Raw genomic sequence first — 26450 nt, forward strand, 5'->3', positions numbered from 1 at the left:
CCGACCCATCGGCCGACGGCGCCCGCCGGTTCAGTGCAGCGGATCGCGCCCGTCGTCGTCGGTGGTCCGGTCGGGGACCTCGGCGACGTCGCCGCGCGCCCGCGGGTCGTGGTCGACGATGCCGTCGACGTCGTCGGTCGGCACGCCGGTCGACTCCGCGTTCAGCGTGTCCATCGCGCGCTGCGACGCATGGCGCGGCACGAGCTCGTCGTCGATATGGGTGAGCACGGGTCGCAGCGGCGGTTCGACGCCCGGCACCTTCTGGATCGGCGCCGTCGGCAGGTCCTGTCTCAGGCCGAACCGTCGCTGGAGCTGCCGCATCCACCTCGGGCCCCGACCGATCGCCCCGGCCTCGAGCGGGCCCTCGACCTCGAGCCCGTAGTACTCGCCGATCTGGTCGACGAACTGCGCCCGTCGCGCGAGCTCGTACGCTCGCCGTTCGCGGCTGAACGCGATGATCGTCGACCAGCAGATCAGCAGCATGATCACGCTGAACGGCAGGGCGATGATGATGGCCGCGGTCTGCAGCGCCCGGAGCCCTCCGGCCAGGAGCAGGGAGATCGCCAGCAGCGCGGTGATGAGCGTGAAGAACGTGCGAACCCACTTGCGGGGGTTGATCTGGCCGCCGGTCGCGATCATGCCCATCACGAGCGCGCCGGAATCCGACGACGTGACGAAGAAGATCGTGACGAGCAGGATGACGCCCGCGGTGAGCACCCCCGACGCGGGGAAGTACTGGAGCAGCGAGAAGAGGGTGCTCTCCACGACGACCTCGCCGTCGGGGCCGAGGAGGCTGCCCGGATCGGTGAGTTCGAGGTAGAGAGCCGAACCGCCCAGGACGCTGAACCAGAGGATGCCGATGAGCGTCGGCACGAGGATGACGCCCGCGACGAACTGCCGCACCGTGCGACCGCGCGAGATCCTGGCGATGAAGATGCCGACGAACGGGGCCCACGAGATCCACCAGCCCCAGTAGAACGACGTCCACGACGCCTGCCACTCCTCGCCCGCGGTGCCCTGGAACGCGCTGACGTTGAAGGAGAGGCCGATGAAGTTCTGGATGTAGGCGCCGATCGACTGCACGAACTCGCGCAGCAGGAACTCGGTCTGGCCGAACACCAGCAGGTACAGCACCAGGACGCCGGCGAGGACGAGGTTCGTCGACGAGAGCCACTTCATGCCCCGCGTGACGCCGGAGAGCACCGAGGCGAGCACCAGCACGGAGATGACCAGGATGATCGCGACCTGGCTGAACGGGCTCGGCTCCACGAGGCCGATCGCGTCGAGCCCGGCGCTGATCTGCAGCACGCCCAGGCCGAGCGACGTGGCCACGCCGAAGAGCGTGCCCGCCAGCGCGACCACGTCGATCACGTTGCCCCACGCGCCCCTGACGCGCCGGCCGAGGAGCGGCTCGAGCGTCCAGCGGATCGAGATGGGTCGCTTGCGGCGATGGATGGCGTACGCGAGCGCCAGTCCGACGACCACGTAGATCGACCAGGCGTGCACGCCCCAGTGCAGGTAGGTCTGGCTGAGCGCGGCCTGCGCGAGCTGCTCCGGCGTTCCGCTCACGCCCGGTCGCGGCGAGACGAAGTGGCTGAGCGGCTCGCTCGCGCCGTAGAACACCAGCCCGATGCCCATGCCGGCGGCGAACAGCAGCGAGAACCACGCCCCGAGCGAGAACTCGGGGCGCTGGTCGTCGGCGCCGAGCCGGATGTCGCCGAAGCGGCTGAATCCGACGAAGAGGCTGAATGCCACGAAGAACGCGGCGATGAGCACGTAGTACCAGTTGAAGGCGTTGACGATCGACGATTGGACCGCGCCGAACGCCGCTTCAGCCGCCCGCGGGGCCAGCAGGGCGAAGGCGCTGAACGCGATCACGACGACCGCGGCGGGCCAGAACACCCAGCGCTCGATGCTCGTCCTGGGGAGCCGCAGTCGTCGGCGGCCGTGCGGATCTTCGGTGGGCATGGTGGTGGGGGTCCCGTCCATGCTCCTCCACGATACGCCCGAGGATAGGCTCGGACGAGGACTCCGCCGGAAGGATCGCCCACATGCAGACCCGCACGCTCGGCCGGACCGGCCGCACCGTCTCGGCCGTCGGCCTCGGCACCTGGCAGCTCGGCGCCGACTGGGGCGACGTCGACGAGGCCGACGCGCTCGCCGTGCTCGACGCCTCGCACGAGGCCGGCGTCACGGTGTTCGACACGGCCGACGTCTACGGCGACGGGCGCTCCGAGTCGCTCATCGGGCGATGGCTCGCGGCGAACCCCGATTCGGGCGTGACCGTCGCGACCAAGATGGGGCGACGGATGCCGCAGGAGCACGGCAACTACGTGCTCGAGAACTTCCGCGCCTGGACCGACCGGTCTCGTCGCAACCTCGGGGTCGAGACGCTCGACCTGGTCCAGCTGCACTGCCCGCCGTCGTCCGTGTTCGTCGACGACGCGGTCTACGACGCCCTCGACACCCTGGTCGAGAGCGGGGCCGTCGCCTCCTACGGCGTCAGCGTCGAGAAGGTCGACGAGGCGCTCGCCGCCATCGCGCGACCCAACGTGGCGACGGTGCAGATCATCCTCAACGCCTTCCGGCTGAAGCCCGTCGACGAGGTGCTGCCCGTCGCCCGGCAGTACGGCGTCGGCATCATCGCCCGCGTGCCGCTCGCGAGCGGCCTCCTGTCCGGCCGGTACACCGTCGACACCGAGTTCGCGCCGAACGACCACCGGTCGTACAACCGGTACGGCGAGTCGTTCGACGTCGGCGAGACCTTCTCCGGGGTCGAGTACGCGACCGGCGTGCGCGCGGCATCCGAGTTCGCCCGGCTCGCCCGCGAGGCGGTCCCGGATGCCACGCCGGCGCAGGTCGCGCTCGCCTGGGCCGCAGCGCAGGACGGCGTCTCGACGGTGATCCCGGGCGCCCGGAACCCGGAGCAGGCCCGTGCGAACGCCGGGGCCGGGTCGATCGAGCTCCCGGAGTCGTTCGATGCGGCGGTCCGCGACCTGTACGACCGGGAGATCCGCGCGTCGGTGCACCACCGCTGGTGACGCGGGCCGGTCAGCCACCGCCCTCGGGACGGAGGAGGACGAGCTCGCGATCGACCGGGGCCGCCGGACACCCGGCCCACTCGAGGCGGAACCGCTGCGCGAACCTGAGCGAGCCGTCCTCGGCTCTCGCGGCGAGCGTGACCGTCTGGGGCCGCCCGGCCGCGAGCGGGACCGTCCAGCCGTCGGCGCCCGTTCGTTCGAGCAGCCTGACGCCGTCCGCGCACCCCGACCAGCACTGGACCGAGGCCGTACCGGGCTTGGCGGCGCGCACCTCGACGACGACGGCGGGCTCGGGCGTGCAGTCCGCGTCCGCAGCGCACCCCGACAGCAGCGGCAGGCCGACGAGGACGATCGCCCACCGCATCCGCCGCATGGGCCCACCGTACGTCGACCCGACCGCTCGGCGACGCATGCCGGACGGCGGGGCACGGCAGGATGGGCGTGACCCGAAGGAGACCCCATGCCCTTCCTCCGAGAAGACGGCGCGCCGCTCGACGAGCTGGAGCTCGCCCAGCGCCCGGCGGCCGGCTACCGCTTCGAGCTGCGCGCCCCGATCGTCTACGTCGACGACGAGACCGGGCGGCGGTATCGCGCCCCCGCGGCCGGCGAGGCGCCCCTGCCGGCCGGGATCACCGATCTCGCGTCGGTGCCGACGCCGCTCTGGGGATTCATCGCGAGCTACGGACGGCAGTCCGCGCCCGCCGTGCTGCACGACGCGCAGTCGCTGGCCGCCGCTGCCCTCGGCGACCGCGGGCGCGCCCTCGTGCAGCGCCGCGACGACGACCTCGTCTTCCGCCGGGCGCTGATCGAGCAGGGCGTGCCGCGACTGCGAGCCTGGCTGATGTGGGCCTGGGTCTCGGCCGACCGCGAGCGCACGTACGCGGGGGCGGCGGGATGGCTGCTCCTCGGGCAGGTCGGGCTCGGCGTGCTCGCGGTCGCGGCATCCGTCGTGCTCGCGGTGCTCGCGGGGCCGTGGTGGCTGGCCCTCGCCCTCGCTCCGGCCGCGGCCGCGTTGCCGTGGCGCGAGCGTGCGCCGCTCCTGCTCGTGCTCACCTATCCGCTTGCGGCCTTCGGTCCGCTGCTCGTCGTGCACGTCGCCGCGCTCGTGCCGTTCCGCCTCGTCGAGGCGGTGGTCGAGGTGTTCACCGGGGGAGATCCGGGCTCGGTCGTCCGCCCCACCGTGGCCCGCCCCGACGCGGATCGGCCGTGATTCAGGGTTTCCCCTGAGGCAACGACGCCGTGGAGTCCGTACCGTGAGTCGTGGTCGGACACCACGGACTGCAGGGGGAACTGTCACCGCGGGTCCGGCTGTGAGCCGGCCAGCGCATGCCGACCCGAACCGGCGGCGCCGGCCGGCTCCCCCTGACCGGCCGTGAGCGGCGGGAGCCTTGGGGGAGGCCCCGCCGTTCACGGCGTCTGGCCGCGCATTCGCCGCGCGCCGCCGCATGAGGCAGACTCGGACGGATGACCCCCACCCTGCTCGACGCGGCCCCGCGACCGTACGACGCCGACGCGATGTACGACGCCTTCGTCGACTGGGCCGAGGGTCGCGGATTCGCGCTGTACCCCGCGCAGGACGAGGCGGTCATCGAGCTCGTCTCGGGCGCGAACGTGATCCTGTCGACGCCCACGGGCACGGGCAAGTCGCTCGTCGCGGTCGCGGCGCATGCGGCATCCGTCGCCCGCACCGCCGCCGACCGCGAGGCCGGCCGGCCGTGGGGGCGCACGTACTACACGGCGCCGATCAAGGCGCTCGTGAGCGAGAAGTTCTTCCAGCTCGTCGAGATCTTCGGCGCCCAGAACGTCGGCATGGTCACGGGCGACAGCTCAGTCAACGCCGAGGCGCCGATCATCTGCTGCACGGCCGAGATCCTCGCGAACCTCGCACTCCGCCAGGGCGCGGATGCCGCGGTCGACCAGGTCGTCATGGACGAGTTCCACTTCTACGGCGACCCCGACCGCGGGTGGGCGTGGCAGGTTCCGCTCATCACGCTGCCGCACGCGCAGTTCGTGCTGATGTCGGCGACGCTCGGCGACGTGACCGCGATCGCCGACGACCTGACCCGCCGCACCGGCCGCGAGACCGCGCGCGTGACCGGCGTCGAGCGCCCGGTGCCGCTGCACTTCTCGTATGCGAAGACGCCCGTGCAGGAGACCGTCGAGGAGCTCCTCGAGACGAAGCAGGCCCCCGTCTACATCGTGCACTTCTCGCAGGCCGCCGCCATGGAGCGCGCCCAGGCCCTCTCGTCGATCCGCGTCGTCACGCGCGAGCAGCGCGACGAGATCGCCGAGGCGATCGGCGGGTTCCGCTTCACGACCGGGTTCGGCAAGATCCTCTCGCGGCTCGTGCGGGCCGGCATCGGCGTGCACCACGCCGGCATGCTGCCGCGGTACCGCCGGCTCGTCGAGACGCTCGCGCAGCGCGGCCTGCTGCGGGTCATCTGCGGCACCGACACGCTCGGCGTCGGGATCAACGTGCCGATCCGGTCGGTCCTCATCACCGCGCTCTCCAAGTACGACGGTCAGCGGATGCGGCAGCTCTCCGCGCGGGAGTTCCACCAGATCGCCGGGCGGGCGGGCCGTGCCGGCTACGACACCGCGGGCACCGTCGTCGTCCTCGCACCCGACCACGAGATCGAGAACGAGACCGCCATCCGCAAGGCCGGCGACGACCCGAAGAAGCTGAAGAAGATCGTCCGCAAGAAGCCGCAGGCCGGGTTCGTCACGTGGGGCGAGGGCTCGTTCGAGCGCCTCGTCGACGCCGAGCCCGAGCCCCTCGTGCCGCAATTGGCGCTCACGGCCGCGATGCTGATCAACGTGGTCGGGCGCGGCGGCGACGTCGTCGGCGGCATCCGTTCGCTCGTGTTCGACAACCACGAGCCGCGCGCCCGCCGCTACGAGTTGGCCCGGCGAGCACTCGGGATCCTTCGCACGCTGCGCGACGCCGACGTCGTCGAGATCCTGCCCGCGCCGGCGGCCGCGCTCGGCGTGGAGCTGCGGCTCATGGTCGACCTGCAGCCGAACTTCGCGCTGAACCAGCCGCTGTCGCCGTTCGCGCTCGCCGCGATCGAGCTGCTCGACCCGAAGACGAGCGAACAGGGGACGGGCCACTACTCCCTCGACGTCGTGTCGATCATCGAGTCGACGCTCGACGACCCGCGCCCGATCCTGTCGCAGCAGCAGTACAAGGCGCGTGGCGAGGCGGTCGCGGCCATGAAGGCCGACGGCATCGAGTACGACGAGCGGATGGCGCTGCTCGAGGAGGTCACGTGGCCGAAGCCGCTCGACGAGCTGCTCGCGCACGCCTTCGAGACCTTCGCGTCGAGCCAGCCGTGGGTGCGCGACTTCGAGCTCAGCCCCAAGGCGGTCGTGCGCGACATGTTCGAGCGCTCGATGTCGTTCGGCGAGTACGTCTCGTACTACCAGCTGCAGCGCAGCGAGGGACTCGTGCTCCGCTACCTCTCCGACGCGTTCCGCGCCATCCGCCAGACGGTGCCCGACGAGCACAAGGACGAGGAGCTGCTCGACCTCATCGAGTGGCTCGGCGAGCTCGTCCGCCAGGTCGACTCGAGCCTCGTCGACGAGTGGGCCGAGCTCGTCGACCCGAGCGCGCACCTGCCCGAGGACGAGGCCCCGGTCGTGCCGCCCGCGCCGCCGTCGGTCGTCACCAACCGCCGTGCGTTCACGGTGCTGGTGCGCAACGAGCTGTTCCGTCGAGTGCAGCTCGCCGCGCTCGAGCGCGACGAGGAACTCGCCGAGCTCGACCCCGACGTCGGCTGGCCGGACGTGCTCGACCGCTACTACGACGAGCACGACGACCTCCTCACGGGCGGGCCCGCGCGCTCGCCGCGGCTCGTCACGATCGACGAGTCGGATGCCGCGGCCGGCACCTGGCGCGTCGAGCAGGTGCTCGACGACCCCGCCGGCCACCACGACTGGCGGATGCGCGGCGAGGTCGACCTGGAGGCCTCGGCCGAGGAGGGCACGGCGGTGGTGCGGATCGTGGAGGTCGTCCGCCTCTGACGCCCGGCGCGCCCCCCTCGCCGAAACCTAGGCGAGGGCGAGCATGCCCGCCGCGACCAGTGCGAGCAGGAGGCCCGCCCACTGCACGGGTGCGATGCGCTCGCGCAGCACGACGGCCGCGAGCAGGATGGTACCCGCCGGGTACATCGCCCCGAGCACGGCCGCCACGGCCAGGTCGCCCGCTCGGATGCCGAGGAGGAGCAGCACGTTCGCCGTCGCGTCGACCACGCCGCAGGCGACCGCGAGCGCGAGGGCGGGCCGCCGCCCCCCGCGCGCCGGGCCGGCCGGTCCGCCGGCGGCGCGCCGCACGGCGATCGCGGTCGCCGCGCCGAACGCGGCGAACAGCACGGTCGCGGAGACGACGCGGTTCGCGACGAGCGGCACGACGCCCGAGGCATCCGCCGTGTGCGAGATCGCGATGTAGTACGCGCCGATCGCGAGGCCCGAACCGGCCGCGAGCAGGAGGCCGCGGGTGCTCGGACGGACGGCTCCGCGCTCGGGCACGAAGCCGACGAGCACGACGGCGACGAGCGCGATGCCGATGCCCCAGACGCCCAGCGGACCGAAGCGCTCGGCGCCGACGAGGGTGCCCCAGAGCATGGGGGTGATCGCCGACATCAGCGCGGTCAGGGGCGAGAGGATGCTCATGGGGCCGATCGCGAGGCAGGCGTACAGCAGCGCGATCGCGACCGCGCCGATCACCCCCGAGAGCGCGCCCCACCCGACGTCCGCGGTCGTCCAGGCCCCGCCGAGCAGCGGCAGTGCCGCGAGCATCGCGAGCAGACCCGCGGCACTGGCGATCGCCGTCGCGAGCAGCGCGCCGAGGCGACGCGCGGCGAGGCCGCCGAGGAAGTCCGCGGCGCCGTAGACGAGCGCGCCGCTCAGGGAGAGGACGGCCGTGAGCACCGGGCCAGCCTACGGCCGGACCGCGACGACGTGCGCATGTGAGCAAAGCCGTCTGCTCATGTGAGCAAAATGGGCCGTTTCGTTAAACGTTGGATGACGACCCGGTCAAGACTCTTCCCCGCATTCGATGCGGACTCTAGGCTGCCCAGCAGTGTCCGCCTTCAATCCGCAGGACGGACGCCTGCGACGCCGGGGAGCCCACGCTTCTCGGCATCCGTCTTGCAGAGGAGATCACGCAATGCAGCATCGTTCCCCCGGCGCGGAAGCCCCCCGCGTCACCACGCGATCGCGCGGACGCCGGCGCGCCACCGGCGCCGTCGCCGCGATCACCGCCCTCGGCCTCGCCCTCGGCGGTGCCGCGAGCGCCCAGGCGGCGCCCGACGGCAAGCGCCCGCCGCTGCCCCCCAAGATCGCCGAGAAGACCGTGGTCGACCTCAACCTGGTCACGGTCAACGACTTCCACGGCCGCATCGAGCAGAACGGCACCGCGGCCGGCATCGCCCGCCTGTCGACGGCCGTGAAGCAGATCCGCAACCAGAACCCCAACACCGTCTTCGCCGCCGCCGGCGACATGATCGGCGCCTCGACCTTCACGTCGTTCATCCAGCAGGACGTGCCCACGATCGAGGCGCTGAACGCCGCCGGGCTCGACGTCAGCGCAGTGGGCAACCACGAGTTCGACGCCGGCTTCGCCGACCTCACCGATCGGGTGATGCCGCTCGCGCTGTGGGAGTACCTCGGCGCGAACGTCTACGACAAGGCGACCGGCGAGCCCGCGCTGCCCGAGTACTGGGTCGAGGAGTTCGACAAGGTCCGCATCGGCTTCGTCGGCGCCGTGACCGACGAGCTCCCCTCGCTCGTGAGCCCCGCCGGCATCGAGGACATCACCGTCGGCGACCCGGTCGAGGCGGCGAACCGCGTGGCCGACCAGCTCAGCGACGGCGACGACGCCAACGGCGAGGCCGACATCGTGGTCTTCCTCGTGCACGAGGGCGCGGCCACCACGGCGCTCGCCTCGGCGACCGACCCGAACAGCCCCTTCGGCCAGATCGTCCTCGGCGCGAACGACAACATCGACGCCATCGTCTCCGGCCACACCCACCTGCCGTACAACCACGTCATCGATGGGCGCCCGGTCATCTCGAGCGGCCAGTACGGCGAGCGCTTCAGCAACATGGAGATCACCTTCGACCGCAAGGGCAAGAAGATCACCAAGATGCAGAACACGATCTACCAGATGGCCACGGAGTTCGACTCCCGCGGCAACGTGATCGGCTACTACTCCGAGCCCGACCCCGAGGTCGTGCCGATCGTCACCGAGGCGACCGCGGTCGCCGCCGAGCTCGGCAGCGTGGTGCTCGGCCAGGCGGACGCGCTGTTCGGTCGTGCGGTGCGTGCGAACCCGGTCGGCGCCTCCTCGTTCCCGGAGAACCGCGGCGGCGAGTCGACCCTGGGCAACTTCGTCGCCGACGTGCAGCTCTGGTCGCTCAACGCCGACGGAACCCGTGATGTCGACATCACGTTCATGAACCCGGGCGGCCTCCGCGCCGACCTGGCGTCGGGCGAGGTGACCTACGCCGAGGCCGCAGCGGTGCAGCCGTTCGCGAACACCTTGGTGTCGATGACGCTCACGGGCGCGCAGATCAAGCAGGTGCTGGAGGAGCAGTGGCAGCCCTCGAACGCGAGCCGGCCGTTCCTCAAGCTCGGCGTCAACGCCGGGTTCACGTACACCTACGACCCGGCCGCCGCGAAGGGCTCGCACATCACCGAGATGTGGCTCGACGGCGTCGCGATCGACCCGGGCGCGACGTACTCCGTCGGCGCGAACTCGTTCCTCGCCTCGGGCGGCGACAACTTCGTCACCTTCCGCGACGGGCTGAACAAGGCCGACAGCGGGAAGATCGACCTCGAGTCGATGGTCGACTGGTTCGACCTGTTCGGCACCGCGACGCCCGACCTGAAGCAGCGCGCGGTCGGCGTGAACCTCCCGGGCGGCACCTCGGTCGCCGCGGGTGCGAACGTCACCGTCAACCTCTCGTCGCTCGACTTCACCCGCGACGAGGTCGACGCCGACGTGGCGGTCGTGTACGTGGACGGCGTGCAGGTCGGCTCCGCGCCGATCGACACGGCCTACACGCCCGAGACCGACGAGGTCGGCAAGGCGAGCGTCTCCGTGGCGGTCCCGGCCGGCGCGAGCGGCCCGACCAAGTTCGACGTGGTGGTGCCCTCCACCGGCACGACCAGCTCGTTCACGCTGAACGTCGGCTGACCTCCGATCGACGGAGGGCCCCGGGCGCACCGCCCGGGGCCCTTCCGCGTCGTGGGCGATTACGCTGGTGGGGTGATGACCCGAGGTGCGCGCGCCGCACGCGGCGCGGCCGTGGCCGCGTTCGCGGTGCTCGCGGCATCCCTCGCGCACACCGTCGGCGGCGGAGCGCCCCCGGCCCCCGTCGCACTCGCGCTCGCCTTCGCGTTCTCCGTGCCGGTCGCGATGCTCGTCGTCGGCGGTCGGATGCCGCTCCTGCGGGTCTCGATCGCCGCCCTCGTCGCGCAGGCGGCGCTCCACCTGTCCTACTCGCTCGGCGGGGCCCGAGGCGGCGTCCTCGCGGCATCCGACGTCGGGCACGGGGGCCACGCCGCGGGCCTCGTCATCCCGTTCGACCTCTCCGTCGCGGTCGACCACGGCCATGCGGCGATGCCGGTGGCGCACGTAGTCGCCGCAGCGCTGACGGTCGCGTTCCTCGTCGCGCTCGGCCGCTCGGCCGTGGTGGTCGCCGCCGTGGGCGCCTCGGTCGCTCGCGGCATCCGCCTGCTCGTCGCCGTCCTGGCGGGAGCGCCGGCGCCGCGCCGACGCGACGCCCGGCCGCCCGTCTCGCGGCGCGACGGACCGTCCCGCCTCAGCACCCTCCTCCTCTCCTCCCTGCGGCATCGCGGTCCGCCGCGGCCCGCCCCGGCCGCCTGAGCGGTCACGCCGCGAGATCCGTTCGCGCCGACGCGCCGAACCACTGCCGACCATCACGGCAGCGCGTCGTCGCACCTCTTCTGGAGAGAAAGACACCCATGCGACCCATCACCCGTACCGCCGCCGCCGCCACCGCTCTCGGGGCCGGCACCCTGCTCGCCCTCGCCGCGCCCGTCGCGGCCCAGGCCCACGTCGTCGTCGACCCGAGCTCGACCGCCGCTGGTTCCTACGCCGTGCTCGAGTTCGCGTCCGGGCACGGCTGCGAGGGCTCACCGACCTCGAGCTACACGATCGACATCCCCGAGTCGATCCTGTCCGTCACCCCGACGCTCAAGCCCGGCTGGGACGTCGAGAAGGTCATGGTCGAGCTCGACGAGCCGGTCGAGGGCGCGCACGGCGACGTGGTCGCCGAGCGCGTCGGCCAGGTCGTCTACACCGCGGAGACCCCTCAGCCCGACGGCTACCGCGAGACCTTCCAGGTGCAGGTCCTGCTGCCCGAGGACGGGGCAGGCGAGCGTCTGGAGTTCCCGGTCCTGCAGGCCTGCGTCGAGGGCGAGAACGACTGGAGCGAGCCCGTCGGCGACGACGGCGAGGAGCCCGAGCGCCCGGCTCCGGCGATCGAGGTCACCGAGGCGACCGGCGACGCGCACGGCCACGGCGATGACGCGGAGTCCTCGGACGCGCACGCCGACGGGCACGAGGTCGAGGAGACCGCGGCTGCCCAGGGCTCGGTCGACGTCGTCGGCCGCGTGCTCGGCATCGCCGGCCTCGCGGTCGGCGCTGCCGGCCTGACCGTCGCGTTCCTCGCGCGCCGCGGCAGGAAGGCATGACGACCGTGCCGCCTCGGAACCACCGGCTCGCCGCGATCGGGGCGGCCCTCGCCGCCCTGGTCGCGGTCGGCGGCCCGGCCCTGCCGGCGTTCGCGCACAACACCGTGGTCGCCGTCTCGCCGGACGGCGAGGAGGTCGTGACCGAGCAGCCGGGCATCGTCTGGCTCGAGACGAACGATGCCCTGCTCGAGGCCGACGGGGCCGCGGCGATGGACGTCGTCGGGCCCGACGGCCGGCACTTCGCGACGGCGTGCGCGTCGGTCGACGGGCCGGTCGCGAGCGTCCCGACCGAACTCGGAGAACCCGGTGAGTACACCGTCGTGTGGCGGGTCGTCTCGGCCGACGGCCACCCGATCTCCGGTGAGTTCGAGTTCGACTGGGCTCCGGCCGACGGCGTGGCCGTGGCCGCGGGTGCCGCGGAGTCACCGTGCGCCGCGTCGACCGACGCCGGGGGAGACGAGGGCGAGGACACGGCGTCGAGCGGCGCCGCGCAGGATCTCGTCTGGATCGGTGCGGGCGTGCTGGCGGTCGGCGTCGCCGTCGCGGTCGCCGTGCTCTTCGTCCGCCGCTCGCGCATCGAGGCGGCCCCTTCGGGCCCCGGGGCGGAGTCCGGTCCGGACGACACCCCGGAGGAGTCCGGTCCGCGCGAGTGACGATCGCGCTGCCGTCCGGCGCGGCGTCGGGGCCGATTCAGGCCCCGGCGAAGGCGCCGGGCGGCAGTGCCGTCTCCCCGTCGCGGATCGCTCGCACCAGCCGGTCGGCGACGGCGTCCGGAGCGTGGCCCTGCGGGAACTTCGGCGCCGTGCCGAAGAGCGGCCGGTCGGCCAGGCCCGTCTCGGTGTGGCCGGGTCGTGCGTCGAGCAGGCGGATGCCGCTGCGACGCAGTTCCCGGCCTGCCGCGGTGAAGTACGCCGCGAGCGCGGCCTTCGACGCCGAGTAGCTGGCCAGGCCCGCCGTCGGCAGTTCGGCGACGATGCCGGTCAGTGCGAGGACCACCGGCTCGCGACCGGCCTCGGCCGACTCGCGCAGCGCCGGCAGCGCGGCGGACACGATGCGCATCGGAGCGAGCGCGTTCACGGTGAACAGCGTCTCGAGATCCTGGTCGGCGGTCGCCGCCACGGAGTCGAAGCCGACGACGCCCGCGGCGAGCACGATGACGTCGAGCCCGCCGAGCGTCTCGACCGCGCGTCGGACGACGCTCTCGGGCGCCTCCTCGTCGGTGAGGTCGACGGCGATGCCGGCGCCGTCGGCCGCGCGCTCGGCCAGCCGCGCGCCGTCTCGTCCGCTGAGCGCGAGCCTCGCTCCGCCGGCCGCCAGCCGTTCGGCGACGAGCGTTCCGAGCACGCCGGTCGCCCCGACGACGAGTGCGCGTGAGCCGTCGATGTGCGTCATGCAGCGAGCGTAGATCGGGCGGATGGCGCGGCGCGGGCGTTCACAGCACTCTCGCACCGCCCGCTCACCGTTCCTCCACATCCGGCGCGGTCGGACGCGGCGGTGCGCGCTCTCGGAGCCGGCTGCCGTGTCGTCGACGGCGGGTAGGGTCGACGGGTGACCTGGAACGACGAGCGGGAGCCGGCCCCCGCCCCGGAGTGGGACGACGTCCCGTGGGACCCGGACGAGCTGGTGCCCCCCGACGACGAGTGGGGTCCGCCGCCGCCCGCCGAGGGATCGTCGTGGTCCTCCGCCCCGCCGTCCGGCGCCTCGTCGATGAGCCCCGCCCGTGCGACCGCGGCGACGGGTCCCGCCGCCGCCCCGCCGCGCTTCGACTCGCCGCTCGAGGCGCTCGGCACCGTCTACGGCTTCGACGCATTCCGCGGCGAGCAGGCCGAGATCATCGAGCACGTGGCCGCCGGCGGCGACGCGGTGGTGCTCATGCCGACCGGCGGCGGCAAGAGCCTCTGCTACCAGATCCCGGCGCTGCTCCGCGAGGGCACGGGCGTCGTCGTCTCGCCGCTCATCGCGCTGATGCACGACCAGGTCGACGCACTCGTGCGCAACGGCGTGCGGGCCGGCTACCTCAACTCCTCCCAGTCGCCGGCCGAGCGCGCGGAGGTGGAGCGCGCGTACCTCGGCGGCGAGCTCGACCTGCTCTACGTCGCACCCGAGCGCCTCGGCTCCGAGCAGACCAAGCGGTTCCTCGAGCGCGGCACCGTCGCCCTGTTCGCGATCGACGAGGCCCACTGCGTCGCGCAGTGGGGCCACGACTTCCGCCCCGACTACCTCGCGCTGGCCGAGCTCGCGGAGCGCTGGCCCGACGTGCCGCGCATCGCCCTCACGGCGACCGCCACCGAGGCGACGCACCGCGAGATCACCGACCGGCTGTCGCTGGGCGACGCCCGGCACTTCGTGTCGAGCTTCGATCGCCCCAACATCCAGTACCGCATCGCCCCGAAGCTCGACGTGCGCCGCCAGTTGCTCGACTTCGTGCGCACCGAGGGGCGCGATGCCGAGGGCGTCCCCGTCTCGGGCATCGTGTACGCGCTGTCCCGCGCGAGCACCGAGAAGTTCGCGTCCTTCCTCGCCGCGAACGGCGTCGACGCGATGCCGTACCACGCGGGCCTCGACGCCGCGCTGCGGCGCCGCACGCAGGAGCGGTTCCTCCGCGAGGACGGCGTCGTGGTCGTCGCGACGATCGCGTTCGGCATGGGGATCGACAAGCCCGACGTGCGGTTCGTCGCGCACGTCGACCTGCCCAAGTCGGTCGAGGGCTACTACCAGGAGACCGGTCGCGCGGGGCGCGACGGGCTCCCCGCGACGGCCTGGCTCGCCTACGGCCTGCAGGACGTGGTGCAGCAGCGCCGCATGATCGACGAGAGCCCGGGCGACCTCGCGCACCGTCGCCGCCTGTCGGCTCACCTCGACGCGATGCTGGCGCTCTGCGAGACCGTGCAGTGCCGGCGGCAGAACCTGCTCGCCTACTTCGGCGAGCAGAGCACCCCGTGCGGCAACTGCGACACCTGCCTCGAGCCGCCCGAGTCGTGGGACGGCACCGTGGCGTCGCAGAAGCTGATGTCGACGATCGTGCGGCTGCAGCGCGAGCGCAACCAGCGGTTCGGCGCCGGCCACCTCGTCGACATCCTGCGCGGCAAGCGGACGGCGCGCGTCGAGCAGTACGGCCACGACCGGCTGGCGACCTGGGGCATCGGCGCCGACCTCTCCGAGCAGCGGTGGCGCGGCGTCGTCCGGCAACTGCTCGCCCAGGGCCTCCTGCAGTCCGTCGGCGAGTACGGCGTGCTGACCCTCACCGACGCGTCGGCGGCCGTGCTCTCCGGCGACCGAGCGGTCGCCTTCCGCACCGAGCCCGAACGCCCCGTCCGCGCCGCCCGCTCGACCCGCGCCGCCGCTCCGGCGGCCGCCGACCTCGAGCCGCGCGCCGCCGAGCTGTTCGAGGCGCTCCGCGCGTGGCGCGCCGGCGAGGCGCGCGAGCAGGGCGTCCCGGCGTACATCGTGTTCGGCGACGCGACCCTGCGGGCGGTGGCGGTCGCGAGACCCTCGGCGATCGGCGAGCTCGACGGGATCGCCGGCATCGGCGCGAAGAAGCGCGAGGCGTACGGCGAGGCACTCGTACGCGTCGTGGGCGAGCACGGGGGCTGAGGCGGCGACGCTCCGCGCGGTCTCCGGCGAGTGCGGCCGGGCCTTGGCTAGCATCGGCGCCAGAGGGCGTCGTCGGGTCGCCCGGCGAGGAGGCGTCATGTCCACCGTTAAGGGCGACCGTCCGGTCACCGTCACCATCATCGGCGTCCTCGCCTACATCGCGGGGATGATCGACCTCGTCTCCGGCGTCATCCTCCTCTTCCTCCTGCCCGTGCAGGACGTGGTCGATTCGTTCGGGGGGACCGGGCCGCTCGTCGCCGCGGCCATCGGCTCCATCGTCGTCGGCCTCGTGACGGTCGTGGTCGCGGGAGGGCTCCTGCGGGGCAGCCAGGTGGCCCGGATGATCGTGACCGTGCTGCAGGTCCTGTCGATCATCGGCTCGCTGTTCCTCGCGGTGGCCTACCTCGGCATCCCGGTCGGGGAGTGGATCGGCCTCGCGGTCTCCGCCCTCGTCGTGATCCTGCTGTGGACCCCGAAGGCGAGCGCCTTCTTCCGCAGCTGACTTCCGCAGCTGACCGACGTTGTCGATCCTCCAAGGGGTCCAGCCGCACTCTTTGTATGACTCCACAGGTGCGCGCGGATGCCGCGCCGAGAGGTTTGTAGGGCGCTGACGCACTTTTTCGGCGCCCGCGATCGCCGCCATACCGTGGGATGAAGCCCAGATTCCGCGTATGAAGGACGAACCGACGATGGTCGACACGGCATCACGATCCGACACCACTCCCGCGCCGAAGGTCGAGCGCCCGGCATCCCCGGAGAGCGCCTCCGCTGCGACGCCCGAGAACACCCCGATCGACTCGCAGGCCGCGCCCGTGGTCGACGTCGCCGCGCTCGGACGGCAGCTGCTCGGCACGTGGGCCGACATCCGCCTCGAGGCGCGCGCGCGGGCCGCGCAGCCGGAGTTCCAGCGGATCGACGGCCAGTCGATGGCCGAGCACCGCGAGCGCGTGCTCGGGCAGTTGAAGCTGCTCGTCGCGTCCGGCGCGATCAAGAAGGCGTTCCCCAAGGAGCTCGGCGGCGACGACGACCACGGCGGGAACATCGCGGCGTTCGAGGAGCTGGTGCTCGCCGACCCGAGCCTGCAGATCAAGTCGGGCGTGCAGTGGGGCCTCTTCGGCGCCGCGGTGCTGCACCTCGGCACCCAGAAGCACCACGAGGCCTACCTCCCCGGCATCATGTCGCTCGAGGTGCCCGGCGCGTTCGCGATGACCGAGACCGGTCACGGTTCCGACGTGGCCTCCATCGGCACCACCGCGACCTACGACCCCGAGACCGAGGAGTTCGTCCTCCACACGCCGTTCCGCGGCGCCTGGAAGGACTACCTCGGCAACGCCGCGCTGCACGGCATCGCCGCCGTGGTGTTCGCGCAGCTCGTCACCAAGGGCGTCAACCACGGCGTGCACGCGTTCTACGTGCCGCTCCGCGACGAGCACGGCGCGTTCCTGCCCGGCATCGGCGGGGAGGACGACGGGCTCAAGGGCGGCCTCAACGGCATCGACAACGGCCGCCTGCACTTCACGAACGTGCGCGTGCCGCGCGAGAACCTGCTGAACCGGTACGGCGACGTCGCGGCCGACGGCACCTACTCCAGCCCGATCGCGAGCCCGGGCCGCCGCTTCTTCACGATGCTCGGCACGCTCGTGCAGGGGCGCGTGTCGCTCGACGGCGCCGCGGTGGCGGCATCCGCCATGGCCCTCGACATCGCCATCACCTACGGCACGCAGCGCCGCCAGTTCAACGCCGGCAGTGACACCGACGAGGAGGTGCTGCTCGACTACCAGCGCCACCAGCGCCGGCTGCTCCCGAAGCTCGCCACCACGTACGCGCAGTTCTTCGCGCACGACGAGTTCCTCGTGAAGTTCGACGCCGTCTTCTCCGGCGCGGAGGACACCGACGACGACCGCCAGGACCTCGAGACCATGGCGGCCGCATTGAAGCCGCTGTCGACCTGGCACGCGCTGGAGACGCTGCAGGAGGCGCGCGAGGCGTGCGGCGGCGCCGGCTTCCTCGCCGAGAACCGCCTCGTCGGCCTCCGGCAGGACCTCGACATCTACGTCACGTTCGAGGGCGACAACAACGTGCTGCTCCAGCTCGTGGCCAAGCGCCTGCTCACCGACTACTCGTCGCAGTTCCGCAAGGCCGGCGCCGGGGTCATGGCCCGCTACGTCGCCGCGCAGGCGGCCGACCGGGCGATGCACGGCGTCGGGCTCCGCCGCCTCGCCCAGACCGTCGCCGACTTCGGCTCCACCGCACGCTCGGTCGTCGACCTGCGCGACGAGGAGACCCAGCGCGAGCTGCTCACCGACCGCGTCGAGGCGATGATCGCCGAGATCGCCGGACGCCTGCGCGACGCGCGCAAGCTCTCCAAGCCCGAGGCGGCCGCGATCTTCAACCGCAACCAGAACGAGCTGATCGAGGCGGCCCGCGCGCACGGCGAACTGCTCCAGTGGGAGGCGTTCACCCGGGCGCTGCACCGCACCGAGGACGAGGGCACGCGCCAGGTCCTGACGTGGCTGCGCGACCTGTTCGGGCTCGGCCTGGTCGAGAAGCACCTGGCCTGGTACCTCATCCACGGCCGTCTCTCGTCGCAGCGCGCCCAGGCCGTGACGGCGTACATCGACCGGCTCATCGAGCGCCTCCGTCCGTACGCGCTCGACCTGGTCGACGCGTTCGGGTACGAGCAGGCGCACCTCCGCGCGGCGATCGCGTCGGGCGCCGAGCAGGAGCGGCAGGACGAGGCGCGGGCGTACTACGCCGCGCAGCGCGAGGCCGGCACCCTGCCGGTGCCCGAGAAGGCCACCAAGCGCTAGGGCGGATGCCGCGAGCGGGCCGGGCGCGCGAGCGTCCGGCCCGCTCGCGTCCGGTCAGGGTCGCGTGGGCCGCTCGTCGTCGCCGGGCGGCTTCATGATCGCGCCCGCGGCGAGTCCGACCACCGCACCGGTCGCGAGCCAGAGCCAGAATCCCGTCCAGACGCTGACGATCAGGCCGACGATCACGCCGACGGCGAGGCCCACGACGAGCTGGCGCCGGCGGGCGGGGGAGAGGGGTTCGCGTTCGGCCATGCGACCAGCGTAGGCGTCGGCCGGAAGCCGGTGGGGCGCCCCTCAGATCAGGCCGAGCGTGCGCACGGCCTCGCGCTCCTCGACGAGCTCGGCCACCGACGCGTCGATGCGCTCCCGGGCGAAGTCGTCGACCTCGAGCCCGTCGACCACCCGCCAGGCGCCGCCGTCGGAGGTCACGGGGAACGACGAGATCAGCCCGTCCGGGACGCCGTAGCGACCGTCCGACCAGATCGCGGCGCTCGTCCAGCCGCGGTCGCCGGTGCCGAGGATCCAGTCGCGCATGTGGTCGATCGCGGCGGATGCCGCCGAGGCGACCGACGAGGAGCCGCGCACTTCGATGATCTCCGCGCCGCGCCGCGCGACGCGCGGGATGAACTCCTCGACCAGCCACGCGCGGGCGGCGTCGACGCCCCCCAGGCGTGCCGCGAGCAGCGCGGGCACCGGATCGCCCCCGGCGGTCGCGTGCGCGACGTCGGGGAACTGGGTCGCCGAGTGGTTGCCCCATACGATGACGTCGCGGAGGTCGGCGGCGGGCGCGTCGAGCGCCGCCGAGAGCTGGCCGAGCGCTCGGTTGTGGTCGAGCCGGGTCAGCGCGGTGAAGCGCTCCCTCGGCACGTCCGGGGCGTTCGACGCGGCGATGAGGGCGTTGGTGTTCGCGGGATTGCCGACGACCACGACGCGCACGTCGTCGGCCGCGTGCGCGTTGATGGCCCGGCCCTGCGGCCCGAAGATGCCGCCGTTCGCCTCGAGGAGGTCGCCGCGCTCCATGCCGGCCGTGCGCGGGCGGGCGCCGACGAGCAGTGCGACGTTCGCGCCGTCGAAGGCGGACTCGGCGCGATCGGTGACGTCGACTCCGTCGAGCAGCGGGAACGCCGAGTCCTGCAGTTCGAGCGCCGCCCCCTCGGCGGCCCGGAGCCCCTGGGGGATCTCGAGCAGGCGTAGGCGCACCGGCGTGTCCGGGCCGAGCATCGCACCCGAGGCGATGCGGAACAGCAGCGCGTACCCGATCTGCCCGCCGGCGCCGGTGATCGTGATCGTGACGGGTGTGCGGCTCATACGGCGAGCCTACGCCGCGGTGGTCGCCGCGTGACGGGCCCGCCTCACCAGCCCCAGCTGCCCGGGGCACCCTTGAACGGGCCCGCGAGGTTCGACGTGACCCAGCCGCCGTAGAACGACCCGGGCTGCGGCTCGACCCGTTCGCCGTCGACGGCGCACGCGTCCATCGGCTCCGCGTAGACGGCGACGCGGCCGCGCAGCGCCTCGTAGCCGGGCGACGGCGACGGATAGGTCCAGGCGGCGCGCTCGGCCGTGCGCCCGCCGCCGTGCACGCTCAGGTACCGCGCCGCGCCCTTGTACTCGCAGAAGGAGGATCCGGGCGCGGGGGTCAGGGCGCCGTCGGCGAACGCGGCCACGGGCAGGTAGTACACCGGCGGATGGCTCGTCTCGAGTACGCGCACCACGTCGCGGGTGTCGACGATGCGCACGCCGCCGAGGTCGATGGTCACCCGGGCATCGACGGCCTCGACCCTCGGCGGTCGCGGGTAGTCCCACACCGACTCCTGTCCGGGTCGCACGGGGTCGGGAACCGGTCTCATGCGGGCGAGGGTATGCGGCGATACTGGGAAGGCGCCAAGACGGACGCCGCGGGGCGCCGTGCGGCGCGTCACTCGATCGCGGCATCCGCTGGTCGATAGCGTGACCGCAGGGGGAGACGCATGAGGGACATGTATCCGGAGATCGAGCCGCTCGAGACGGGGATGCTCGACGTGGGCGACGGCAACCACATCTACTGGGAGGTGTCGGGCAACCGCGAGGGCAAGCCCGTCGTCTTCCTGCACGGCGGCCCGGGCGGTGGGACGACGCCGACGCACCGCCGCCTGTTCGACCCGGAGAAGTACCGCATCGTGCTGTTCGACCAGCGCGGGTGCGGCTTCTCTATCCCGCACGCCTCGGATGCCGCCGCCGACCTGTCGGCCAACACCACCTGGCATCTCGTGGCCGACATGGAACGCCTCCGGACCCACCTCGGCATCGACCGGTGGCAGGTGTTCGGAGGGTCCTGGGGCAGCGCGCTCGCACTCGCGTACGCCGAGACGCATCCCGAGCGGGTGACCGAGCTGGTGCTCCGCGGCATCTTCACGCTCCGCCGGCAGGAGCTCGACTGGTTCTACGAGGGCGGCGCCTCGGCGGTCTTCCCCGACCTGTGGGAGGCGTTCCTCGCTCCCGTGCCCCTCGCCGAGCGCGCCCACCTCATCGAGGCCTACGGGCGGTTGCTCGCCGACCCCGATCCCGCGGTGCACCAGCCCGCCGCGATCGCGTGGTCGCGCTGGGAGTCCTCGACGATCACGCTGCTGCCCCAGGCCGAGACCATCGCCCGGTTCACGTCGCCCGAGTACGCCACCGCGTTCGCGCGGATCGAGAACCACTACTTCCGTCACGGCGGATGGTGGGAGGAGGGCCAGCTCATCCGCGACGTCGAGCGGCTCCGCGGCATCCCCGCGGTCATCGTCCAGGGCCGGTACGACATGTGCACGCCGATGATGACGGCGTGGGACCTGCATCGCGCCTGGCCGGAGGCGGACCTGCGCATCATCGACGACGCGGGCCACGCCTTCGACGAGCCCGGCATCCTGGACGCGCTGATCGCCGCGACGGACCGGTTCGCGGAGGGTCGCGGGGTCGACCTCGACGATGAGCGCGACGACGAGGAGACCTCGCCGGCGGTCGGGAACGAGGACGAGGACGAGGCCAGGGCCGACGGCGACGAGGACGGCGCCGACGACGGCGGCGCGGTGCGCGACGACGAGCGGATGTCGCCGGGCGCCTCCGATGAGGACGAGGGTGACGACGCCGAGGACGACGACCTCGAGGACGAGGAGCTCGACGACCTCGAGGACGACGACGATGACGTCGCGGACCGCGACGACGACGACCTCGACGACGACGACGAGGACGAGGACGAGGACGAGGACGACGAAGACGACGACGACCTCGACGACGTGGACGTTGGCGAGGACGTCGAGCCGGTCCGCGTCCCGGACGAGCGCGACGACATAGCCGATTCCGCTGCCGCACGAAAGGCGGATGCCGAGTCCGACGGCGCCCGCTAACGTCTCCTCATGACGTTCAATCCCAACTCCGACATCAGCGGAGGCAAGGCCTCCCGGCGTGGACGGACGACCGGCATCGCCGTCGGCGGCGGTCTCGGCGCGATCGCGCTCTTCTTCATCTCTCAGTTGCTCGGGGTCGACCTGTCCGGGCTCGCCGGGGGAGGGTCGGAGGGGCCGGCGCCGAGCGATGCGGCACTCGAGCAGTGCCAGACCGGGGCCGACGCCAACGAGCGCATCGACTGCCGGATGAAGGGCGCCTCCGCGTCGCTCGAGGACTACTGGCAGGAGGCCGCGCCGACGATCGGCGTCGACTACACCTCCCCGCAGGACTTCGCGCTCTTCCAGGACGCGGTCTCGACCGGGTGCGGCCAGGCCTCGTCGGCCACCGGCCCGTTCTACTGCCCGCCCGACCAGACGATCTACATCGACACGAGCTTCTACGACCAGCTCGAGCAGCGGTTCGGCGCCGAGGGCGGCCCCCTCGCCGAGATGTACGTCGTCGCCCACGAGTGGGGGCACCACATCCAGAACATCGCGGGAGTCCTCGACTCGACCCGTGACGGGGAGACCGGACCGGCCTCGAACGCCGTGCGCGTCGAACTGCAGGCGGACTGCTTCGCCGGCGCGTGGGCGGCGGCGGCGTCGAGCACCGAGGACCCGGAGGGCCAGCCGTTCCTGCAGCCCATCTCGCCTGACGAGTACCAGCAGGCGATCGGCGCCGCGGCGGCGGTCGGCGACGACCGGATCCAGGAGGCCACGCAGGGCCAGGTGACGCCGCACACGTTCTCGCACGGCACGAGCGAGCAGCGGGTGCGCTGGTTCGCGGCCGGCTTCGACCAGGGCGTCGGTGCCTGCAACACCTTCGAGGTGAGCGGGGACCAGCTCTGATGCGACGCGCCGGAGCCGTGCTGCTCGCGGTGGCGGGCGTGCTCGCGCTCGTCGTCGTCGGCTTCCTGGTGTACGCGAGCCTCGTGTTCGAGGGAGACCGTGAGGCCTCGCTCGACGCGTGGCGGTCGAACGGCGTCCAGATCACCGGAACCGATCGGTCCATCGTGATCGAGCCGACGACGGGGGCCACCGACGCCGGGCTGGTCTTCATCCCCGGTGCCAAGGTGCAGCCGTCCGCGTACCTGTACAAGATGGCGGGGATCGTCGAGGCGACGGGCATGACCGTGGTCATCACCGAGCCGACGCTCAACCTGGCGTTCTTCGACCGTCGCCCGCTGGCGGAGTTCACTGCCGACGCCCCCGCCGTCGAGCGGTGGTACGTGGGCGGGCACTCGCTGGGCGGCGTCCGCGCCTGCCAGCTCGCCGTCGACGCCGTGGCCGGCGCCGAGCCGCCGGTGACCGGGCTGATCCTCTTCGGCAGCTACTGCGTCGACGACCTCTCGGACTCCGACCTCGAGGTGCTGTCGATCGTGGCGGAGAACGACGGGCTGAGCACGCCCGCCTCCGTGGCGGAGCGCTCCGGGAACCTGCCGGACGACGCGGCGACGGTCGTGATCGAGGGAGCGAACCACGCGTCGTTCGGCGACTACGGCGCGCAGCCGGGCGACGGCACGGCGACGATCGACCGAGCCGAGGCACGGGCGGAGATCGCCGACGCCGTGGCCGGGTTCCTCGGCGACGACGCGACGCGCTGAGTCGCGGGGCGCCTCGGCCGATGCGAGGTCAGCGGTGGGCGACGCCGGTGCGTCGCGGCCGAGGGCGGCGGACCGGGCCGTCGCCCTCGGCCGCGCCCCGTCGCGGCCTCCGTCGGCTGCTGGCGATCGCGAGCAGCACGATGCCGGAGGCCAGGATCGCCAGGCCGAGGGCGGCGGTGGCCGGCAACTGCTCCTGCAGCAGGAGCACGCCGAGCAGGGCGGCGGTGAGCGGCTCGGCGAGCGTGAGCGTCGCGACCGTCGCGGGCGCGAGCCGCTTCAGGCCGGCGCCGAAGAGCAGGTACGCGGCGGTGGTGGTGACGAGCCCCAGCCACAGGGCCATGGCGAGGCCGCCGGGGGTCGCGATCCACGCGGCATCCGTGGCGAGGAGCACCGGGAGGCTCACCGCCGCCGCGACGCCGAACATCGCCCCCATGCCGGTGGACGGCGTCCATCCGCGATCGAGCAGCGACTTGCCGGCGAGCGTGTAGACCGCGTACGAGGCGCCCGCGCCGACCGATGCCGCGATGCCGAGGGGGTCGATCGCGGCCGGCCCGGTGCCCGTGGCGGAGGCGAGGACGGCCACGCCGGCGGTCGCCAGCGCGGTCGAGACGATCCAGATGCGGCCGGGGAACCTCCGCCGGAGCGCCCAGTCGAGCGCGCCGGTCAGCACCGGGGCGGAGCCGAGCGCGACCACGGTGCCGACGGCCACGCCGTTCGCGGCGGTGCCGGCGAAGAAGGCGGGCTGGTACGCCAGCACGCCGGCCGCCCCGACCAGCACGGTGACGACGGCGCCGAACGGGACGGCGGTGACCCGGGAACGCGCCCGGAGCGCGCCGCCGGACGTCGGGGCGACGGATGTCCCGGTCGCGTCGTCCCGGCGCCCGGCGAGGTGCACGACGAGGGCGATCGCGGCGAGCGCGCCTCCGCCGATGAAGATGCGCGCCGCCCCGAGCGAGAGCGGGTCGGCGTCGGGGCCGAGCGCCTGCGCGGTGCCGGTCGTGCCGAAGCAGACGGCAGCGGCGAGCACCAGCAGGACGGAGCGCATGGGGCATTGTTGCACAATCGCCGAGGGGGGCGGCGCGCCGCCGTGGGCGATGCGAGCCCGATAGGATTCCGGAGGTCCGCCTCACCGCGGCATCCGTCACGTCATCGCCGAGGGGGCGCGCGACCCGGCGACACGGTGTGCCATCCGGCGGCGGCCGCCCCACACCCGGAGGAGGACCTGTGCGCGCCGTCATGTACCGCGGCTTCGGCGACGAGCCCGAACTCGTCGAGGTCGACCCGCCGGCCTGCCCCCCGCGCGGCGCCGTCGTACGCGTCCGCGCGACCGGGCTGTGCCGCAGCGACTGGCACGGCTGGATGGGCCACGACGACGTGATCGCGCTCCCGCACGTGCCGGGCCACGAGTTCGCGGGCGAGATCGCCGAACTCGGCTCCGAAATCGCAGAGGCGAGCGGATGGCGCGTGGGCGACCGGGTCACCGCGCCCTTCATCTGCGCGTGCGGCCGCTGCGACGAGTGCCGGAGCGGCAACGAGCAGGTGTGCGACGACCAGCGCCAGCCCGGGTTCACGCACTGGGGCTCGTTCGCCGAGTACGTGGTGGTCCACGAGGCCGAGCTGAACCTCATCCGGCTGCCCGACTCGCTCGGGTTCGTCGAGGCGGCATCGCTCGGCTGCCGGTTCGCGACCGCCTACCGGGCGATCATCGCGCGCGGCCGGCTGCACCCGGGCGAGCAGGTCGCCGTGCACGGATGCGGCGGCGTCGGCCTCTCGGCGATCATGATCGCGGTCGCCGCCGGGGTCCGCGTCTACGGCGTCGACGTGTCGGAGGGAGCGCTCGCCGCCGCCGCTGAGCTGGGTGCGATCCCCGTCCAGGGCGGCGAGGGCGCAGCGGAGCGCATCCGCGAGGCGAGCGGCGGCGGCGTGGACCTCTCGGTCGACGCCTTCGGCAGCCCGGAGACGTCCTTCGCGTCGGTGCGCAGCCTGCGCAAGCGCGGCCGGCACGTGCAGATCGGGCTCATGCTGGCCGACGACGCCACCGCCGCGATGCCCATGGACGCCGTGATCGCCGGAGAGCTCGAGATCCTCGGCAGCCACGGGATGGCGGCGCACGAGTACCCGGACATGCTCGGCGCGGTCGCGTCCGGCGCGTTCCGCCCGATCGAGCTGGTCGGGCGCACCATCTCGCTCGACGAGGTGCCCGGCGCGCTCGCCGCGATGGGCCGCGCCGGAGGCGCGGGTTCGGGCATGACGGTGGTCGAGCTCGCCTAGCCGGGTCAGGCCGATTCCCGGGGCACCAGCTCGACCTCCTGCCGGGGGCGCACCGGCTGCGGGAGCCCGTCGAGCGATGCGGTGACGCATGCGGCGAGGTAGTCCGCCTGCCGGTCGAGCGACTGCCACACGGTCGTGAGCGGCGGCGCGGCGAGCGCGGCGACGGGGATGTCGTCGACGCCGACGACGGCGATGCCCTCCGGCACGTCGACCCCCGCGGCGCGGGCGCCGGCGAGCACCGCCAGGGCGACCTCGTCGTTGTACGCCGCGACGCCCTCGACGCCGGCGTCGGCCCACGCCCGCACCGCGGCCGCTCCGGAGTCCGAGCCGAGCCCGACCTCCACGACGAGGGGTGGCTCCAGGCCGAGCCGATCGCACGCCTCGCGCACCCCGGCGAGCCGTCCGTCGGCGAACGCGGTCACGCGCGGGTCGGGGGTCGTCGCGTACCCGATCCGGCGGCAGCCGCGCGCCGCCAGCCGGTCGGCCTGCAGCACGCCGATGCGCCGTTGCGGGTCCTCGGCCGCGGCGATCGCCACCTGCTCCGGGTCGGTCGGGATCTCGTCGAACGTGCTCACCACGCCGATGCCGGCCCGTCGCATCGCGCGCTCGTCGGCCGGGTCGAACGGCGCGAGGCCCACCACGGTGTGGGGCGTGACCGTGCGCAGCAGCTCGGTCAGCGGTCGCTCGCCGCGCACGTGGTGCACGAGGACCGACATCCCCCGTCGCGCGAGCTCGTCGGCGAGCCGGTCGATCATGGCCTCGACGGCGGGACCGACCGGCCAGTCCGGGAGCACGCAGAGCACGAGGTCGCTGCGTCCGCGACGCAGGGTCCGGGCGGCCGCCGAGGGCGCGTAGCCCAGGCTCGCAGCGGCGTCGAGGACCCGTCGCCGGGTGGCGTCCGAGACGGACGCCCCCGGCGTCGAGTTCAGCACGTAGCTGACGGTCGTGCGCGAGACGCCGCTCTCGCGCGCCACATCGGCACTCGTCACCCTCGCCACTCGACCCTCC

General features: G+C 73.2%; 22 protein-coding genes and 1 pseudogene. 14 read left to right on the plus strand and 9 right to left on the minus strand.

From position 1 onward, the window contains the following. Positions 1-30: 30 nt before the first annotated feature. On the minus strand, positions 31-1989 hold the full coding sequence (locus ACUY4T_RS08360) for a BCCT family transporter (protein ID WP_446018478.1): 1959 nt from the start codon (positions 1987-1989) through the stop codon (positions 31-33). Positions 1990-2051: 62 nt separating this feature from the next. Here ACUY4T_RS08360 and ACUY4T_RS08365 point away from each other — a divergent pair, with 62 nt between their 5' ends. Further along, positions 2052-3041, plus strand: a complete 990-nt coding sequence (locus tag ACUY4T_RS08365) for an aldo/keto reductase (protein WP_446018479.1) — start codon at positions 2052-2054, stop codon at positions 3039-3041. A 10-nt stretch (positions 3042-3051) separates the two neighbouring features. Here the strand turns inward: ACUY4T_RS08365 and ACUY4T_RS08370 are convergent, their stop codons facing one another. After that, complete coding sequence (locus ACUY4T_RS08370) at positions 3052-3414, minus strand: YajG family lipoprotein (RefSeq protein WP_446018480.1); 363 nt, start codon at positions 3412-3414, stop codon at positions 3052-3054. Between the two features lie 87 nt (positions 3415-3501). Between ACUY4T_RS08370 and ACUY4T_RS08375 the strand changes: the two genes are divergently transcribed. Together ACUY4T_RS08375 and ACUY4T_RS08380 are read left to right on the plus strand one after the other, a co-directional pair. Then, positions 3502-4251: a DUF1353 domain-containing protein gene (locus tag ACUY4T_RS08375; RefSeq protein ID WP_446018481.1), complete on the plus strand. Its 750-nt coding sequence runs from the start codon at positions 3502-3504 to the stop codon at positions 4249-4251. A 254-nt stretch (positions 4252-4505) separates the two neighbouring features. Continuing rightward, a complete protein-coding gene (locus ACUY4T_RS08380) occupies positions 4506-7064 on the plus strand; it encodes a DEAD/DEAH box helicase (RefSeq protein WP_446018482.1) in 2559 nt (852 codons plus the stop codon). 27 nt (positions 7065-7091) lie between these two features. Here ACUY4T_RS08380 and ACUY4T_RS08385 read toward each other — a convergent pair whose 3' ends face one another. Continuing rightward, positions 7092-7970: an EamA family transporter gene (locus tag ACUY4T_RS08385; protein ID WP_446018483.1), complete on the minus strand. Its 879-nt coding sequence runs from the start codon at positions 7968-7970 to the stop codon at positions 7092-7094. A 238-nt stretch (positions 7971-8208) separates the two neighbouring features. Here ACUY4T_RS08385 and ACUY4T_RS08390 point away from each other — a divergent pair, with 238 nt between their 5' ends. The 4 genes from ACUY4T_RS08390 (at position 8209) to ACUY4T_RS08405 (ending at position 12415) form a co-directional block, all read left to right on the plus strand. Beyond that, positions 8209-10239, plus strand: coding sequence for a bifunctional metallophosphatase/5'-nucleotidase (locus tag ACUY4T_RS08390; protein ID WP_446018484.1), 2031 nt, complete (start codon positions 8209-8211; stop codon positions 10237-10239). Positions 10240-10311: 72 nt separating this feature from the next. Further along, a complete protein-coding gene (locus tag ACUY4T_RS08395; RefSeq protein ID WP_446018485.1) occupies positions 10312-10932 on the plus strand; it encodes a hypothetical protein in 621 nt (206 codons plus the stop codon). 98 nt (positions 10933-11030) lie between these two features. Further along, complete coding sequence (locus ACUY4T_RS08400) at positions 11031-11762, plus strand: YcnI family copper-binding membrane protein (RefSeq protein ID WP_446018486.1); 732 nt, start codon at positions 11031-11033, stop codon at positions 11760-11762. Next, entirely contained in the window at positions 11759-12415 is a 657-nt protein-coding gene (locus ACUY4T_RS08405; RefSeq protein ID WP_446018487.1) for a copper resistance CopC family protein, read from the plus strand. The genes ACUY4T_RS08400 and ACUY4T_RS08405 overlap by 4 nt, the downstream gene beginning before the upstream one ends. Before the next feature lie 37 nt (positions 12416-12452). Here the strand turns inward: ACUY4T_RS08405 and ACUY4T_RS08410 are convergent, their stop codons facing one another. Then, a complete protein-coding gene (locus tag ACUY4T_RS08410; protein ID WP_446018488.1) occupies positions 12453-13154 on the minus strand; it encodes an SDR family NAD(P)-dependent oxidoreductase in 702 nt (233 codons plus the stop codon). 156 nt (positions 13155-13310) lie between these two features. Here ACUY4T_RS08410 and recQ point away from each other — a divergent pair, with 156 nt between their 5' ends. From recQ to ACUY4T_RS08425, 3 genes are all read left to right on the plus strand, one after another. Beyond that, positions 13311-15356 carry a DNA helicase RecQ gene (gene recQ, locus ACUY4T_RS08415; protein ID WP_446018489.1) on the plus strand — a complete coding sequence of 682 codons (2046 nt, stop codon included), beginning with the start codon at positions 13311-13313 and terminating at the stop codon, positions 15354-15356. A 97-nt stretch (positions 15357-15453) separates the two neighbouring features. After that, a complete protein-coding gene (locus tag ACUY4T_RS08420; RefSeq protein ID WP_446018490.1) occupies positions 15454-15858 on the plus strand; it encodes a DUF7144 family membrane protein in 405 nt (134 codons plus the stop codon). 187 nt (positions 15859-16045) lie between these two features. Further along, a complete protein-coding gene (locus tag ACUY4T_RS08425) occupies positions 16046-18166 on the plus strand; it encodes an acyl-CoA dehydrogenase family protein (RefSeq protein WP_446018687.1) in 2121 nt (706 codons plus the stop codon). A gap of 54 nt (positions 18167-18220) precedes the next feature. Here the strand turns inward: ACUY4T_RS08425 and ACUY4T_RS08430 are convergent, their stop codons facing one another. Genes ACUY4T_RS08430 through ACUY4T_RS08440 form a run of 3 tightly spaced genes read right to left on the minus strand, consistent with a single transcriptional unit; the run spans position 18221 to position 20013 of the window. Further along, entirely contained in the window at positions 18221-18418 is a 198-nt protein-coding gene (locus tag ACUY4T_RS08430; protein ID WP_446018491.1) for an HPP family protein, read from the minus strand. A gap of 42 nt (positions 18419-18460) precedes the next feature. After that, complete coding sequence (locus ACUY4T_RS08435) at positions 18461-19474, minus strand: malate dehydrogenase (RefSeq protein ID WP_446018492.1); 1014 nt, start codon at positions 19472-19474, stop codon at positions 18461-18463. A gap of 44 nt (positions 19475-19518) precedes the next feature. Next, positions 19519-20013 (minus strand): DUF427 domain-containing protein, encoded by a 495-nt coding sequence (locus ACUY4T_RS08440; RefSeq protein ID WP_446018493.1) that lies wholly within the window; start codon positions 20011-20013, stop codon positions 19519-19521. 120 nt (positions 20014-20133) lie between these two features. Between ACUY4T_RS08440 and pip the strand changes: the two are divergent. The 3 genes and pseudogenes from pip to ACUY4T_RS08455 form a co-directional block, all read left to right on the plus strand. Then, a pseudogene (gene pip / locus ACUY4T_RS08445) lies at positions 20134-21087 on the plus strand (prolyl aminopeptidase); the annotation flags it as partial. A 450-nt stretch (positions 21088-21537) separates the two neighbouring features. Next, positions 21538-22416 (plus strand): KPN_02809 family neutral zinc metallopeptidase, encoded by an 879-nt coding sequence (gene ypfJ / locus ACUY4T_RS08450; RefSeq protein ID WP_446018494.1) that lies wholly within the window; start codon positions 21538-21540, stop codon positions 22414-22416. Next, positions 22416-23171, plus strand: coding sequence for an alpha/beta hydrolase (locus tag ACUY4T_RS08455; RefSeq protein ID WP_446018495.1), 756 nt, complete (start codon positions 22416-22418; stop codon positions 23169-23171). Before ypfJ ends, ACUY4T_RS08455 begins: the two co-directional genes overlap by 1 nt. Positions 23172-23199: 28 nt before the next feature. Here the strand turns inward: ACUY4T_RS08455 and ACUY4T_RS08460 are convergent, their stop codons facing one another. Next, entirely contained in the window at positions 23200-24216 is a 1017-nt protein-coding gene (locus ACUY4T_RS08460; protein ID WP_446018496.1) for a DMT family transporter, read from the minus strand. Between the two features lie 179 nt (positions 24217-24395). Here ACUY4T_RS08460 and ACUY4T_RS08465 point away from each other — a divergent pair, with 179 nt between their 5' ends. Then, entirely contained in the window at positions 24396-25442 is a 1047-nt protein-coding gene (locus ACUY4T_RS08465; protein WP_446018497.1) for a zinc-dependent alcohol dehydrogenase family protein, read from the plus strand. Between the two features lie 5 nt (positions 25443-25447). On the opposite strand, the gene ACUY4T_RS08470 is transcribed toward ACUY4T_RS08465, so the two are convergent. Beyond that, positions 25448-26431: a LacI family DNA-binding transcriptional regulator gene (locus ACUY4T_RS08470; RefSeq protein ID WP_446018498.1), complete on the minus strand. Its 984-nt coding sequence runs from the start codon at positions 26429-26431 to the stop codon at positions 25448-25450. Positions 26432-26450 lie beyond the last annotated feature (19 nt).

The sequence above is a fragment of the Agromyces arachidis genome (assembly GCF_052805135.1).

Bases quoted from the DNA above. Each gene is read 5' to 3' on its own strand.
- ACUY4T_RS08360 (WP_446018478.1), bottom strand. From the start codon at position 1,989: ATGGACGGGACCCCCACCACCATGCCCACCGAAGATCCGCACGGCCGC.
- ACUY4T_RS08365 (WP_446018479.1), top strand. From the start codon at position 2,052: ATGCAGACCCGCACGCTCGGCCGGACCGGCCGCACCGTCTCGGCCGTC.
- ACUY4T_RS08370 (WP_446018480.1), bottom strand. From the start codon at position 3,414: ATGCGGCGGATGCGGTGGGCGATCGTCCTCGTCGGCCTGCCGCTGCTG.
- ACUY4T_RS08375 (WP_446018481.1), top strand. From the start codon at position 3,502: ATGCCCTTCCTCCGAGAAGACGGCGCGCCGCTCGACGAGCTGGAGCTC.
- ACUY4T_RS08380 (WP_446018482.1), top strand. From the start codon at position 4,506: ATGACCCCCACCCTGCTCGACGCGGCCCCGCGACCGTACGACGCCGAC.
- ACUY4T_RS08390 (WP_446018484.1), top strand. From the start codon at position 8,209: ATGCAGCATCGTTCCCCCGGCGCGGAAGCCCCCCGCGTCACCACGCGA.
- ACUY4T_RS08400 (WP_446018486.1), top strand. From the start codon at position 11,031: ATGCGACCCATCACCCGTACCGCCGCCGCCGCCACCGCTCTCGGGGCC.
- ACUY4T_RS08405 (WP_446018487.1), top strand. From the start codon at position 11,759: ATGACGACCGTGCCGCCTCGGAACCACCGGCTCGCCGCGATCGGGGCG.
- ACUY4T_RS08410 (WP_446018488.1), bottom strand. From the start codon at position 13,154: ATGACGCACATCGACGGCTCACGCGCACTCGTCGTCGGGGCGACCGGC.
- ACUY4T_RS08420 (WP_446018490.1), top strand. From the start codon at position 15,454: ATGTCCACCGTTAAGGGCGACCGTCCGGTCACCGTCACCATCATCGGC.
- ACUY4T_RS08425 (WP_446018687.1), top strand. From the start codon at position 16,046: ATGGTCGACACGGCATCACGATCCGACACCACTCCCGCGCCGAAGGTC.
- ACUY4T_RS08430 (WP_446018491.1), bottom strand. From the start codon at position 18,418: ATGGCCGAACGCGAACCCCTCTCCCCCGCCCGCCGGCGCCAGCTCGTC.
- ACUY4T_RS08435 (WP_446018492.1), bottom strand. From the start codon at position 19,474: ATGAGCCGCACACCCGTCACGATCACGATCACCGGCGCCGGCGGGCAG.
- ACUY4T_RS08440 (WP_446018493.1), bottom strand. From the start codon at position 20,013: ATGAGACCGGTTCCCGACCCCGTGCGACCCGGACAGGAGTCGGTGTGG.
- ypfJ (WP_446018494.1), top strand. From the start codon at position 21,538: ATGACGTTCAATCCCAACTCCGACATCAGCGGAGGCAAGGCCTCCCGG.
- ACUY4T_RS08455 (WP_446018495.1), top strand. From the start codon at position 22,416: ATGCGACGCGCCGGAGCCGTGCTGCTCGCGGTGGCGGGCGTGCTCGCG.
- ACUY4T_RS08460 (WP_446018496.1), bottom strand. From the start codon at position 24,216: ATGCGCTCCGTCCTGCTGGTGCTCGCCGCTGCCGTCTGCTTCGGCACG.